Annotated in this window: 14 protein-coding genes; 5 read left to right on the forward strand and 9 right to left on the reverse strand. The window is 68.8% G+C overall.

What is annotated here, in order from left to right:
- Window positions 1–19: 19 nt before the first annotated feature.
- Window positions 20–880: a LysR substrate-binding domain-containing protein gene (locus tag DMC61_RS10010; RefSeq protein WP_125688666.1), complete on the reverse strand. Its 861-nt coding sequence runs from the start codon at window positions 878–880 to the stop codon at window positions 20–22.
- An 82-nt stretch (window positions 881–962) separates the two neighbouring features.
- Here DMC61_RS10010 and DMC61_RS10015 point away from each other — a divergent pair, with 82 nt between their 5' ends.
- Entirely contained in the window at window positions 963–1904 is a 942-nt protein-coding gene (locus DMC61_RS10015) for an MBL fold metallo-hydrolase (protein ID WP_125688668.1), read from the forward strand.
- Here the strand turns inward: DMC61_RS10015 and DMC61_RS41385 are convergent.
- The 4 genes from DMC61_RS41385 to DMC61_RS10030 form a co-directional block, all read right to left on the reverse strand.
- Window positions 1851–2027, reverse strand: coding sequence for a hypothetical protein (locus tag DMC61_RS41385; RefSeq protein ID WP_167337776.1), 177 nt, complete (start codon window positions 2025–2027; stop codon window positions 1851–1853). The genes DMC61_RS10015 and DMC61_RS41385 overlap by 54 nt on opposite strands.
- A 145-nt stretch (window positions 2028–2172) precedes the next feature.
- Window positions 2173–2946, reverse strand: a complete 774-nt coding sequence (locus DMC61_RS10020) for a hypothetical protein (RefSeq protein ID WP_125688670.1) — start codon at window positions 2944–2946, stop codon at window positions 2173–2175.
- Window positions 2933–4465: a substrate-binding domain-containing protein gene (locus DMC61_RS10025; protein ID WP_125688672.1), complete on the reverse strand. Its 1533-nt coding sequence runs from the start codon at window positions 4463–4465 to the stop codon at window positions 2933–2935. The genes DMC61_RS10020 and DMC61_RS10025 overlap by 14 nt, the downstream gene beginning before the upstream one ends.
- Window positions 4462–5700, reverse strand: a complete 1239-nt coding sequence (locus tag DMC61_RS10030) for a hypothetical protein (RefSeq protein WP_125688674.1) — start codon at window positions 5698–5700, stop codon at window positions 4462–4464. Before DMC61_RS10030 ends, DMC61_RS10025 begins: the two co-directional genes overlap by 4 nt.
- A gap of 170 nt (window positions 5701–5870) precedes the next feature.
- Here DMC61_RS10030 and DMC61_RS10035 point away from each other — a divergent pair, with 170 nt between their 5' ends.
- Window positions 5871–7526: a glutamate--tRNA ligase gene (locus tag DMC61_RS10035; protein ID WP_125688676.1), complete on the forward strand. Its 1656-nt coding sequence runs from the start codon at window positions 5871–5873 to the stop codon at window positions 7524–7526.
- 344 nt (window positions 7527–7870) lie between these two features.
- Here the strand turns inward: DMC61_RS10035 and DMC61_RS10040 are convergent, their stop codons facing one another.
- Window positions 7871–8584, reverse strand: a complete 714-nt coding sequence (locus DMC61_RS10040) for a hypothetical protein (RefSeq protein WP_125688678.1) — start codon at window positions 8582–8584, stop codon at window positions 7871–7873.
- Between the two features lie 15 nt (window positions 8585–8599).
- The gene (locus DMC61_RS10045) at window positions 8600–9433 is read right to left on the reverse strand and encodes a hypothetical protein (protein WP_233594746.1); all 834 of its coding nucleotides are present in this window, start codon (window positions 9431–9433) and stop codon (window positions 8600–8602) included.
- A gap of 211 nt (window positions 9434–9644) precedes the next feature.
- Between DMC61_RS10045 and DMC61_RS10050 the strand changes: the two genes are divergently transcribed.
- Window positions 9645–9872, forward strand: a complete 228-nt coding sequence (locus tag DMC61_RS10050) for a hypothetical protein (RefSeq protein WP_125688680.1) — start codon at window positions 9645–9647, stop codon at window positions 9870–9872.
- 4 nt (window positions 9873–9876) lie between these two features.
- On the opposite strand, the gene DMC61_RS10055 is transcribed toward DMC61_RS10050, so the two are convergent.
- Window positions 9877–10110, reverse strand: a complete 234-nt coding sequence (locus DMC61_RS10055; RefSeq protein WP_125688682.1) for a hypothetical protein — start codon at window positions 10108–10110, stop codon at window positions 9877–9879.
- A 171-nt stretch (window positions 10111–10281) separates the two neighbouring features.
- Between DMC61_RS10055 and DMC61_RS10060 the strand changes: the two genes are divergently transcribed.
- Together DMC61_RS10060 and DMC61_RS10065 are read left to right on the forward strand one after the other, a co-directional pair.
- Window positions 10282–11001, forward strand: a complete 720-nt coding sequence (locus DMC61_RS10060) for a sensor histidine kinase (RefSeq protein WP_125688684.1) — start codon at window positions 10282–10284, stop codon at window positions 10999–11001.
- Window positions 10998–11663 (forward strand): response regulator transcription factor, encoded by a 666-nt coding sequence (locus tag DMC61_RS10065; RefSeq protein ID WP_038511188.1) that lies wholly within the window; start codon window positions 10998–11000, stop codon window positions 11661–11663. The genes DMC61_RS10060 and DMC61_RS10065 overlap by 4 nt, the downstream gene beginning before the upstream one ends.
- Here DMC61_RS10065 and DMC61_RS10070 read toward each other — a convergent pair.
- A complete protein-coding gene (locus DMC61_RS10070) occupies window positions 11627–13183 on the reverse strand; it encodes an alpha/beta fold hydrolase (RefSeq protein ID WP_125688686.1) in 1557 nt (518 codons plus the stop codon). The genes DMC61_RS10065 and DMC61_RS10070 overlap by 37 nt on opposite strands.
- Window positions 13184–13204 lie beyond the last annotated feature (21 nt).

A 13204-nucleotide genomic window follows, 5' to 3' on the forward strand; every position in this document is an offset into this window, starting at 1 on the left:
ACGCACTTACAAGTGCGGTCTAGAGATGGCCTTCCACGGCGATCCGCGCGAACGAGCGGATCAGCGGGTTCTCCCGCTCGGTCACCCACGCGACGACCAGCGGGCTCGGTGGCATGTCGGCCAGCGGCACCCAGGTGAGCCCGTCGGGGAGGGCGTGCCCGAGCGGCGCGATCCCGGCCGATCCGTTCCACAGGACGGCTTGCAGGCATTCGCCGACCGTGCGCACCACCGGCCCGGACGGCCGCCCGCCGACGGGTGTCGCCCCGTTCCAGTACTCGCGCCACCGGGGATCCGTGCCCTCCGGCAACTGGAACCACGGCCGATCGGCGACGTCGTCCAGCCGGAGCGTCGCGTGGTCGGCGAGCGGATCGCCGGTACGCAGCACCAGCCCGACCGGATCCTCACGCAGAACCCGGACGGTGAGGCCGGTTTCGTCGAACGGCGACCGGGTCAGCGCGACGTCGGCCAGCCCGGCGCGCAGGCCGGTGGTGGGATCGGTGAAATCCGCCTCACGGAAGCGGATCGAGACCTCGGGATGCCGTCGCCGGAACGCCGCGGCCAGGCGGGTGCCCGCCTCCCCCGCGCCGTCGGACAGGGTGCCGACGGTGAGCGTCGCGGGGCCTGCCGCCTCCACCACCCGGGCGCGGGCGCGTTCGGCCTGGTCCAGCAGGGTGCGGGCCTCGGCGTACAGGGTGCTTCCGGCCGCGGTGGGTTCGACGCCGGCGGCCGACCGGAGCAGCAGGACGACCCCCAGGTCGTTCTCCAGTTGCCGGATGGCCCGGCTCAGCGGCGGCTGGGTCATGTGCAGCCGCGCGGCGGCCCGGCCGAAGTGCCGCTCCTCGGTGACGGCCACGAAGTAGCGCAACAGGCGTAGCTCCATCACCAGCGATGATACCCATCAGGTATCGAGATGCGGAGATCGGACTTGGACGACGCCCGGAGCCCGGCGCGAAGGTGGGGACATGCCCTTCGAACCACTCACCCACGAACCCGCCGTCGACCCGGCCCAGGCCAGGGAGATCGCCCGCGACGTCGTGGTGATCCCGAATCTCGGCGTCGACCTCGTACCCAACATCGGCGTCATCGGCGGCTCGCACTCGGTGCTCGTCGTCGACACGGGACTCGGCCCTCGTAACGCCGAGAAGGTGCTCGCCTTCGCGACCGAACTCGCCCGCGGCCGCAGGCTCTACCTGACGACGACGCATTTCCACCCCGAGCACGCTTTCGGCGCGCAGGTCTTCGCGGACGACGCGACCTACCTCGTCAACAGCGCCCAAGCCGCGGATCTGGTCCACAAAGGACCGAATTATCTCGACATGTTCCGCGGCCTCGGCACTCCGGTCGCCCGGGCGTTGGACGGTGTCGAACTCGCCACCCCCGACGTGGTCTACGACGACGCGTACGACCTCGATCTCGGCGGGCGGATCGTGCGCCTGGCGGCCACCGGACGCGCCCACAGCAGGGGCGATCAGGTGGTGACCGTGCCCGACGCCGGCGTGCTGTTCACCGGAGACCTGGTCGAGACCGGGCAGTTCTCGATCTTCCCGTGGTTCCCGCCGTACGACACCGATGTCTCGGGAGTGCGCTGGATCGAAGTGCTGGGACGGCTGGCCGCCGCCGGACCGGACCTCGTCGTCCCTGGTCACGGCGACGTCTCCGGACGCCGGATCCTGACCGACGTCCGCGAATACCTCGAACTGCTGCGCGACGAGACCTGGAAGCGCCGCGACTCGGCGCTTCCCCAAGAGACGATCGCCGCGGAGGTCGAAGCGTTGATGATCGAACTCCACCCCGGGTGGGAGGGGCGGGACTGGATCGCGAAGGGGGTCGGCTGCTTCTGCGCCGACCATTCAGGCCATAAGACAGCACGCGCCGGTGAAGCAGCCGAAGGCGCCTCCGCTTGACGCGTTCTTCCAGTTGTCGAAGTGGTCGATCACGAGTTCGACCTCGGCCTGCCCGGCCGCGGTGACATCGATGCCGGCGTCGGAGAAGAAGCTGCGGATATCGTCGGAAACGGTGGTCTTCATCGAAGATCTCCCTCGAACCTGCGGTTTGGACACCGAAATCGTGCAGGTTCGGGCCCCGGTGCCGACAGTGCGAAGCGACACGGGCGACGCGTGGCTTTCGACTGCTCCACTCGCGTCAACCGGGCGACGCGAGTGGAGCAGCCTGCTACTTGAAGATGGCGATGGGGTGGACGACGAGTTCGCCGGTTTCGGGGTCCCAGTCCTCGACCTTGCCGAGGCATCGTGCCCGGAACGCGCCGGCGGGCGCGGAGTCGCGCAGGTCGCTGGTCACACAGGTGAACCGGATCCGCCTGCTCCGCTCCGGATCGTCCGGATTCCCATACGGCGCCACGAAAACCGTCTCGGTGTCGGTCTGGGACCGTTGACGGAACAGGCCTTTCACGGAGATGAACGCCTCGAAACCGCGCAGCCTGGTCTTGAGCTGCCGGGTGCTCTCGGGGCCGTCGGCCCAGCCGAGTTCCCTGACCAGTGCCCGATTGTGGACCAATTCCTGCTTCGTCAAATCGACGTAGATGATGTCGTGGTGCTTCTCCAGCACCTTCGTCACGATGCCGATCACCGTGATCGGTTCGGCCTTGCGGATGTACCTCCGGAACTCCTCGTCGGTGTCAGTGCGCTCCGATTCCCCTCTCAGCGGGCCGAATCCACCCGAACCCCAGAACCGCCAGCCCCGGCTCTTCCGTTTCTCGACCTCCTGTTCCAGCGCCTCGTTGTAGCGATGCAACTGGTAGAGGCCCATCACGGATTTCGTGTGCAGGTAGAAGGCGATGCCCCGGATCATGCCCTGATCGCCGTCGGAGCGCGCGCGGCGCCAGTGCTTCACGAAGGCGACGATCGCGACGAGGAAGGCGACCACGGTCAGCACCCAGACCGCGAGCCACCAGCCCCAGACGTCCCACCACAGATTATCGGCAGCCACGGATCTCCTTGAAGGCGTCGAGCAGGGAGGTGGTGTTCGCGTCGACCATCCGGCCACCGGTGGCCACGGCCGCGCGCTCCAGTTCGGCGGGATTCGCCTCACCGAACCGGATGGTGTACGTGTGCACGCCCGGATCCCTTGGCGCGCGCAGGAATTCTTCGATGCCGGGGCCGGTGTTGCTCTCCCCGTCGGTCATCAGCACGATCGAGACGTCCCGGCCTGGCTCGGCGCCGCGATGGGCACTCGCCTTCGCGTACGCCTCGCCGAGGGCGGACCAGACCGCGGTGTTGCCGTCGAACTCGTCGGCCGCGATGAAGGCCCGCAACGCGTCGAGATCGCCCGGCCCGTCGATGGTGAACTCCTTGTCCCCCAGTATCTTCCCGCCGAACCGGAGGACCGTGAGGCGCTCGCCGCGGTAGAAGCGGTCGAAGCCTCCGTCCGGACCGCCGCTCAGCCCGGCGAAGGCCGCCCGGAGCGCGGCGATGCGAGCGCCCTTCATCGAACCGGAGAAGTCCAGCACGAAGATCACGCGCCCCGGCGCGCGGGAGGCGGCGGCCGCGTAGTCGTCGAGGAGTTTGTCCACGACGGCCTGTTCGTCCGGGAAGTACAGCGAGTTCCCGATGGAGGCGGGCAGCCTCGGATCGAGCCCCACCTCGCCGGTGATCGGGCGGCGGAGGGTCCGCTCCATCAGTTTCTTCTGCGTCGCCGGGCTTCTGAGCCAGGAGACGACCTGGTCGTACACCTCCCGTTTCGCCGGGTCGAGCAGCAGGACCGGGTAGTCGGACTGGACGATGCCGTCGCGCGGGTACACCAGTTCCAACGGGGTCTTGAGCCTGCCGCTCGCGTTCAGGGAGAGCAAGGTGGACTCGTATCCGATGATCGCGTCCACGTCCTGGCGTTCGGTGAACCGATCGGCCACGGCGGCCGAAGTGTCCGCCGTCAGCGTGTGCCCGGTGCGGAAGCCCTGGAGCTTGTCGCATTTCACGTCCTGGAGGCGCAGCGCGGCGCCCGTGCCCGCGGCGGCCGTCGCCACCCCGACCAGTGAGGTGAGCCCACTGGTCGACTTGGCCGGATCCGCCATCGCGAACCGGAAACCGCCGCCCGCCGCCGCGTCCGCCAGATCCGCCCACGAGAGCTTGCCGTCCGGTTTGCCTCGGCGCAGTTCCGCCGCCTTCGCCGGGGTGATCCCGACGATGACCGGCGACACCATGGTCTTGGTCGCGAGCGGCCGTTCCCCCTTGTCCCCCGACTGCCGGTGCTTGAGCTGGAAATACCGGTCGGTGGAAAGCCAGGCGAGATCGTGCGTGGCTTTTCCCGGGGTGAGGGAGGCGACGGCGTCGATGGTTCCCCGGAAATCCATTTCCAGTTCGATTCCCGTTTCCGCGCGAAGGTCTTCGAGAATCGGTCCGAGATCGGCCAGCTCCGAACTGGCCAGCACGCGCAGCTTCACCTTCTGCCCGCCACTCGTACAGGCGGCGGCCAGGAGCAGGCAGCACAGGATCGCGAGGAGCCGCTTCACGGGCAGTCCCCGACCGTCTTGATCATCTCCTCCAGCACCGGGCTGTCCGGCAACGGCGTGGTGCTGTCGTCACCGGCGATCTGCGGCGCGGGCAGCCCCTGTTCGCGGACGAAGTCGTACAGCCGCGCGCTTTTCGTGCTGCCCGCGGGGGTCGCGACGCCGAAGCCGAGCTCCATCGCGCGACGCTGCAGCTCCGGATCGAAGGTGATCAGCTCGCCGAGCCGTTCCGCTTCCGGTTTCAGCGCCAGGAACTGGGGTTTGGTCAGGATGTCGTCCTTCGGGTACAGCAGCACCCGGTCGAGATCCGGCTGCCCGCTCTGCGCCTTGGCCCGCAACTGCATGGCGAGATACTGGTGCTCGTAGATGACGACGATCGGCTTGTCGCCCTCGGCCAGATTCGCGTACGACTCCGACAGATCCGCCGACGAGAAGCCTTGTGCCGCCACGAGCGGTTTGATGCGATTGGCCAGCTTCTTCGCGGACGAGAGGTTCGGCGGACCAGCGGGCGCGCCCGCCGGTTGCGGGTCGGCGACCGGGACATGGCGGCCGTTCTCCAGGAACGCCAGCAGGATCAGGTACGTCGCGCCCGAGTTGGAGTCGCAGACGTTCGAGGTCTGGGCGAGCACCCTGTTCCCGTTCTGCGCACCGAAACGGCTGATGCCCAGCGAGTCCCAGGTCTGCCCCTGCCTCATCGTCTCGATGAACTTCTGGGTGTCCAGCGTGTAGTACAGCGGATCCCGCTCTCCCGGCGGTTTCGTGGCGATCTTGTTGCTCTCCAGCGTTTCCGCGTAGCGGCGATACGTGGCGAGGACGATCGGGCTGGTGAACGGCTGCCGCGCGCTGCCCGTCCATTGGTCGGCCCTCGACCGGCGGACGAGGCTCGCGGCGGGCTCGCCCGACATGAACACGAAGTCGTACTGGCTGAGGTCGTGGGTCGCGACGTCCCGCGAGCCCGCCCTGGTCACATGGACGCGGATGTGGTGGCGCATCAGGATTTCCTGGATCTTCGCGTCCTCGAAGAGATCCGATTTGGAGCCCATTTTGCCGCGCAGGACGAGCGTCTGCTGGAACGGGACCACGATCGTCCCGCTCAGGAGCAGGGCGATCAGGCCGCCGACGGCCAGAGCCAGCGCGGGCCCGAAAGTGCGGAGAAAGCGACGGCGCAGAAAGAACGCCGAGGGTTTTGGTCGGATGGTGAGCTGGGGTTCTTCACGAAGCGAGCTATCGGTGGTCACCGATTTCCTCCCCGAATGTCCGGCACGCCCATTTTACCGGGGAGCACCGACGGAAAAGCACGTCTCGATCCGGCTTCGGGACCACCCTCACCAGGCCCGGAGGCCGGACGGTTAGGCTCTTCGGTGGCGAAAACCGCCATGCACCACGACGCCGGGAGATCTGAACCGCCATGCTGGACCGAGCAGTCATCGACGCCCTCTTCCCCGCCGACCTGCCCGAGCCCGAGCACTGGGAACAGCGTTACCCCGCCCGCGAGCTGCCCGAGGGCGCCCTGGTCACCCGGTTCGGCCCCTCGCCGACCGGGTTCGTCCACATCGGCGGGGTCTACGTCGCCACCATCGACCAGGACGTCGCCCGCCGCAGCGGCGGCCGCTACCTCGTGCGGGTCGAGGACACCGACCGCTCCCGAGAGGTCGAGGGCGCCATCGACCAGTTCGAGCGCGGGTTCGCCTACTTCGGCCTCGCCGCCGACGAGGACATCCACCGCGGCGGCGACTACGGCCCGTACCAGCAGTCCGAGCGCGAGCAGATCTACCTGACCTACGTCCGCCACCTGCTCCGCTCCGGCCGCGCGTACCTCGACTTCGCCACCAAGGACGAGCTGGCGGCGATCACCGCCCGCCAGCAGGCGACGAAGCTGCCGACCGGCTACTACGGCTCGTGGGCCATCTGGCGTGACGCCGACCCCGCCGACGTGCAGGCCAAGCTCGACGCCGGCGACCCGTACGTCGTGCGGTTCCGCGCGCCGGACGACACCGGCGCCCGCGCCCGGTTCACCGACGCCATCCGCGGCCCGCTGGAGGCCGAGGCCAACCGCAACGACGTCGTCATCCTCAAGAGCTCCGACCAGAGCCCGCGGCTGCCGACCTACCACTTCGCGCACGCGGTCGACGATCACCTCATGCGGGTCAACCTGGTCATCCGCGGCGACGAGTGGATCTCGTCGGTGCCGGTGCACCAGCAGCTGTTCGACGCGCTCGGCTTCGAGCCGATCACGTATGCGCACATCGCGCCGCTGATGAAGCAGGAGGGCGGCAGCAAGCGCAAGCTGTCGAAGCGCAAGGACCCGGAAGCGAGCGTCGACTTCTACATCGAGTCCGGCTACCCCACCAAGGCCGTCCTCTACTACCTGCGCGGCCTCGCCAACGGCCGTCTCGCCGAGATGCCGCTCGACCAGGCGCTGGCCGAGCCGATCAACCTCGACGAATGCGGGGTCGCCGGTCCACTGGTCGACCTGGTCAAACTCGACGACATCTCGGCCGACCACATCGCCACGCTGTCCGGCGCCGAGATCCTCGAGGAGGTCCGGGGCTGGGCGGAGCGGTTCGACCCCGAGCTGCGGACCGTCCTCGACGCCGAGCCGGACCTCGCGCTCCGGGCGCTCGCCGTCGAGCGTGACGGCGCCGAGAACCCGCGCAAGGACCTGAAGAAGTGGAGCGAGTTCCGCGCCGTCTACGGCTTCTTCTTCCCGCAGCTGCACGCGGCCGTCGCGAGCCCCGACGACGAGCGGATCACCGCCCTCGGCGTCGACCCCGCGGTCGTCCAGGCCGTGGTGCGGGACTTCGTCGAGAACTACCAGCAGCTCGACGACGGCCAGGAGTGGTTCCAGCAGATCCGCGACGTGGCGGCGAAGCACGGCTTCGCGAAGAACGCCAAGGAGCTCAAGAAGAACCCCGAGGGCTTCCCGGGCTCCATCCGCGAGGCTTCGCAGATCATCCGGATCGCGATCACGGGCTCGACCCGGAGCCCGGACCTGCACTCGATCACCCAGGCGCTGGGACGCGAGGAGACGCTGGGCCGGTTCTCCGGTCTCGTAGGCGAGTGACTCGTGAGTGGTAAGGACGGTTAGAGCGGACCGGTACTTACCTACCCACGCCTGACTATGGTTCCGCGGCTGCCGGGCGCGACGATGGAGGATTTGGGACGTTGAACGTCCCAAATCCTCCATCGTCGCCAGGGACGCCTGGTCTTGGACCTTGATCAACGGAAGGTTCGGGACACTCGACGTCCCCGCCCCTCCGTTGATCAAGGTCGCGCCAGGCGCGACCGGTGGCAGACGAGGTGACAGGGGAAGATTCCGGACGTTCAACGGCCGGAATCTTCCCCCGTCGACCGCCAATCACACCAGTGAGTAGGTAGATGCGAGTCGGTTAGAGCCGTCCTTACCACTCACGAGGCGGGGACGAACTGGTCGTAGAACGCCGTCTTGACCGCGACCACCGCCTCTTCGGTCTCCCGGAACCGTTCCCGCGCCTCACTGGAGTCGATCAGCTGCACCAGCCGCAGCCCGAGCTGGTCGGAATGCGTCAGCGAAAGCGGGGACGCCGCGGCGAGCGGGCGCGACTTCGCGTCGTGCACGTGGTGCGGGTAGTAGAAGACGGACTTGTCGCCGAGCACCGGGCCGATCCGACGCCAGAGTTCGCCGTACTCCACCGAGACCAGCACCTCGCCCCAGAACCGCAGGATGGTCAGCAGTTCGATGTCGGCGTACTTCGAGTCGCCCGCCGAGGCGATCAGCTCCATGGTGGTGTCGAGGCAGGCCGACGTGGCCAGGGACTTCCTCGACCGTACGAGCACTTCGCGCGGGACGCCCAGGGCGAGGATGTCCGTCATCAGATCCTCGCGGTGCGAAGGTGTGCTGCCGGGCGAAGTGTTGTCCGGGTACTCCTCGCGCACGATGACGCGGGCGATCCGTTTGGACTGCTCGTCGGTGAGCAGGTCGATCGCCAGGTCGTAGGCCATGGTGAACGCCAGCGACAGGAACCGGCGCTGCAACAGGACGGCATGGAGACCCTCCACCGGGAGCTCGGTGACGCCCCGCAGCGCGGGGTGATTCCTGAACCGCTCGATCAAACCGTCTTCGAACTCGTCGAGTTCGCGCATCAGTACACCTCTTGCTCAGAAACGGATCATGTCGATGCTTCGGTTCCAGTCGGCGAGGTCGACGTCGCGGCCGATGTCCCACAACGTGTCGAGCTCGCGCTGGATCTGTTCGCCGAGCACGGTGTCGTGCGTGCCCTCGATCTGGAACTGCGGCGAATTGACCGCCAGCTGGCCGTGCAGGAACATGCTGACCAGGTAGCGCCCGTCGGCCCGGTACACCGAAACCGAGGCCTGCGAGTTGAACACCCGCACCTTCAGGTTGCTCTGGCGCTTCGCCAGCCGCCGGTGCAGCCGGGAGAGGATCTCCAGGCACTCCGCGATCCCCGTGCTGACGAAGGGGTTGCCCGCGCCGTCGTTCCGGCCCAGCGCCGCCTCCCGCAGCCCCACCAGCATCGAGTTCGGGTGCAGCAGCATGATCCGCACCTCGGCGCGCCGGTCGACGATCGCGGCTTCGAGTTCCTTTTCCAGGCGCTGCAGGTTGGGGATCCAGGTGTTCAGGATCGTCACCTGTTTGGCCTTCGCGACGTGTGCCGCGAACTCGTCGTCCGGAAAGCGTTTGTGCACCTCGACCACGCCACCGTAGTGCGAACGGCGGAGGCTCGTGGCGATGGTGTCGATGTCGAGACCGGCGAGCCGATCGCGGATGTCCTCCAGCGCGCGCAACGGGGTCAGCTCGACGAGCAGCACCACGACCACCCCGCTGACCATGATCAGGGTCAGGGTGGTGACGCCTTTCGGCGCGACTTTGTCGAGCAGGCCGAGTTGTTCCGCGATCCCGACCGCGAAGCCGGCCACCGCCAACCCGCCGAGACTGAGCAATTCGAGCCAGCGACGCATTCTGCGGAGCATTCACCCTCCGGGATCCGGCAGCTTGGTCCTCATGTTCTCACGATCGGGGAGGTAATTTGTGATCGGGGTCACTCTCCACGGAATTCACGAAAAGAATCGGATCCGGCGCGGGATTCCGCAGCGCGAAGGGCGCAGATCACAAGGGCGAAGTGAAACGCGCGGACCCCGACAGACGACATACCCGATACGCAAGTACGGAAAGTTGTGGTCGATGAGCGCTGATCGCGTTGTCCAGCTGCGCTGGGAGCACCGCCACGTGGCCGGCGACGGCGGCCGCGCGGCCTTGTCCTACCCCGGGATCTCGGTGGTCCGGCGGACCGAGGGCGAAATCGTCGACCGCACCTGGATACCGGTCGGGGAAGAACCCACCTTCGCCGACGACGAGGCGCTGATCACCGCCCTGCACGCCGCCTGGCGCTGGACGAGACCCGCCGCCTGACCCCTTATTCTTCGCCCGATTTGTACCGGCGCTTAAGTTCTTCGTCCTGTTCACGCGGCGATTTTTCCGACCAGCGACCGTGGACGAGGTCGTTCTCCGTGTAATCGGCGCGCCGTGAAGCCCAGCCAGGCAACATGATCTTGCGCGTCCCGCCCCGCCCTCGATCGCGTATGTCGGTGACGACGGCGATGCCGATCACCAGCACCAATATCCCGAGCACTATCCAGATCACGGCCATGGTCCGCTCCCCCGCAGATCGGTCGGTTCCGCCAGATTAGCGGGGCGAAGGGTTTCGGCATACGGGATTTCCGCCGCCTTTCCTTGCTCCGTTCGGGCTAGCCCGGTGGGCGTACTCGGTTTCAGTCCCCGCGCCGAAGTGACGACGGCGCCGCGGCCATAAGGTGACGACGTGCTCGGTGAAAGGCTCGACTCCTGGCTGCGCGGACACCAGTCGCTCGTCGACGTCCTGATCGCACTGCTCTTCGCGGGATGCTGTGTCCTTTTCGGACTCTTCGTCCGGGCGGAGGCCGCGTATTTCCTGTTCTCCCTGCTTCTCGCGCTTCCGCTCGCCTTGCGACGCCGCAATACCGTGGTGTGCGCGACAGTGGTGCTGGGAGTCGCGGGTGTCCAGTGGCTCACGATCCGGGACGGCGTCGGTGCCTTGCCCGCCGATCTCGCCGTGCCGCCGGCGGTGCACGCCGCGGCGGCCTACGGACCGCGGCGAGCCGGTGGCGCCGCGCTGGCGGCAGGGCTCCTCGGCGCGGTGCTGGGCGGGCTGAGCTGGCCGATGCTGCCGTCGTCCGCGGCCGCGCATCTGCTCGTCGGCGCCTTCCTGGCCAGCACCGTGGTGGCCGCGTGGGCGACCGGGACGTTGCGCCGGGTCCGCCTGTCCCACAGCCGCCAGCAGGCGAGGCTCGCGGTCCTCGCGGAGCGGGAACGGATTGCGCGCGAGATGCACGACATCGTCGCCCATTCGCTCGCGGTCGTGATCGCGCAGGCCGACGGTGGCCGGTACGCGGCCACGCCTGAGGCCGGACGGTCGGCCCTGGTCACCATCGGCGACTGCGCCCGGAAGGCGCTGGGCGATCTCCGGCGGATGATCGGCGTCCTGCGGGACGGACCGGCGTGACCGCCCCACCGGTCCGTGTCCTGCTGGTCGACGATCAGGCCCTGGTCCGGGCGGGCTTCCGGCTGGTCATCGAGTCCCAGGCCGATCTGACCGTCGTCGGTGAGGCGGGTGACGGTCTCGCCGCGGTCGACCACACCCGGCGCCTGAATCCCGATCTGGTCCTGATGGACGTCCGGATGCCGGTGCTCGACGGTATCGAGGCCACTCGACGGGTGCTCGCCCTGCCCGACGCGCCCAAGGTCCTCATGCTCACGACCTATGACCTCGACGAGCACGCGCTGGCCGCGATCCGGGCCGGGGCGAGCGGTTTCCTGCTCAAGGACGCCACCCCCGAGGAACTGCTGGCCGGCATCCGGACGGTGCACGACGGGGACTCGGTGATCGCCCCCTCCACCACCCGCAGGCTGCTGGACCGGCTGGCGCCCCCGCTCGATCCCGGCGCGGCCAGGTCGGCGGCGACGCTGACCGGACGTGAGCGGGAGGTGCTGGCCGCGATGGCCCGCGGCTGGTCCAACGCCGAGATCGCCGAGCGGCTGGTGGTCGCGCCGGGAACGGTGAAGACCCACGTGGGCAACATCCTGGCCAAGCTGCGGGTGCGGGATCGGGTGCAGGCGGTGGTCCTCGCCTACGAAGCGGGCGTGGTCCGGCCAGGCGAGCGGTGACGGGCACAGGTGACGTCGGTAGAGGGCAGGGCTCCGCCGAGTAGATACGACTCGACGATGTCGGTGACGCAGGACGTCGGGTCGAAGAGATAGACCCCGTGCCGGAAGGCGCCGTCCAGCGTGACCATCCGGGATCCGGTGAGGGCGCGGCGCAGCGCCAGTTGCCCGGCATACGGCGTGACCGGATCCCCCGAGGCACCCACGAGCAGGGCGGGCCGGTCGTCCCCGACCGGGACGGGTGGCTCCGCGGGCGGGACGGGCCAGAACGCGCAAGGCGTGATGTGCCGGGCCAGCGGACCGAACAGGGGCTCGGCGGCCCGGTGCGCCAGGATGTCCCGGTAGTAGCTTTCGGGGTCCCGGGAGGCGGCGCGGTCCGCGCACTGGTTGGCGACCGTGGCACTGAACCCGAAGGACGGCTCGACGTTCGAATCCGTGTACAGGGAGAGTTTCCACTCCTGTGTGGGCGTCGGTGTCACGGTGAGACCGCGGGCGGCGTCACGCAGCACGGCGATCTGGGAGCCGAACTCCGCGTAGAACGCGTCGCTGTCGTCGACGGTGAGCAGCAGGCCGGGGATCATCGCGGCGTCGATCCGGTGCTCGCCGACGCGCAAGGGCGCGCGGGCGGCGGCGCGGGCGATCCGGTCCACCGTGGCCAGTACCTCTTCCGCGGTGGTGCCGAGATGATGGTGTGCGTCCCGGCGGGCGGCCCACTGCGCCCAGTCGCGCAGGGCCGCGGCGTCCGCCGGTGCGGTCTCCCTGGTGAGCGCGGGGCCGGCGGCCCCGGGCGCGGCGGCGCTGTCGAGCACCATCCGCTCGGTGCGCCGAGGGAAGAGCCGTCGGTAGACCGAGCCGAGATGACTGCCGAAAGACCAGCCCAGATACGAGATCTTCGGTTCCCCGAGGGCCGCTCGCACGAGGTCCAGATCCCGCGCCATGTCGCGGGTGGAGGCGTGCGCGAGAAGATCGCCCCGGTCCGCGCAGCTTCGCGCGAGCTCCCGCGCGACCAGCACGCTGCGGTCGAAGGAGGCCCGGTCCGGGCTCGCCAGCTGAGCACTCTGCAGGTATCGCCCGGTGGGCCAACCGCATTCCAGCGGCGAGCTGAGCCCGAAGAACCTCGGGTCGATCCCGACGAGGTCGTATCGCGCCGCGAGCGAGGGCGCACCGGAGGGGACCTCCGGGGGCAGCCCATGGACCAGCAATGCCACACCGTCGCGGGACGGGCCGGGCCCGCCGGTGTTGACCACCAGGGTGCCGAGGCGGCGCGCGGGATCACTCGCGGGACGGCGTGCGACGGCCACCGAAAGGGTTCTGCCGCCCGGGTCGGCGTGGTCCAGCGGCACGACGACCTCGCCGCAGGTCGCCCCGGCGGCGGCGAGCCGTTGTCCCGTCCCGTCTTCCGGCCCGGTCCGGCAGTCGTGCCAGTCGATCCGCGGCGCCGGGGTCGCCGAGGCGGATGGCCCGCCATCCGCCAGGAGCAGGATCGCCAGGCCCGCGGCGAGTACTTTCCTTCGTTTGGTCATACCTGGACGCTAAGCGCGCGA

This window comes from Amycolatopsis sp. WAC 04169, from assembly GCF_003947535.1.
Lineage (GTDB): Bacteria > Actinomycetota > Actinomycetes > Mycobacteriales > Pseudonocardiaceae > Amycolatopsis > Amycolatopsis keratiniphila.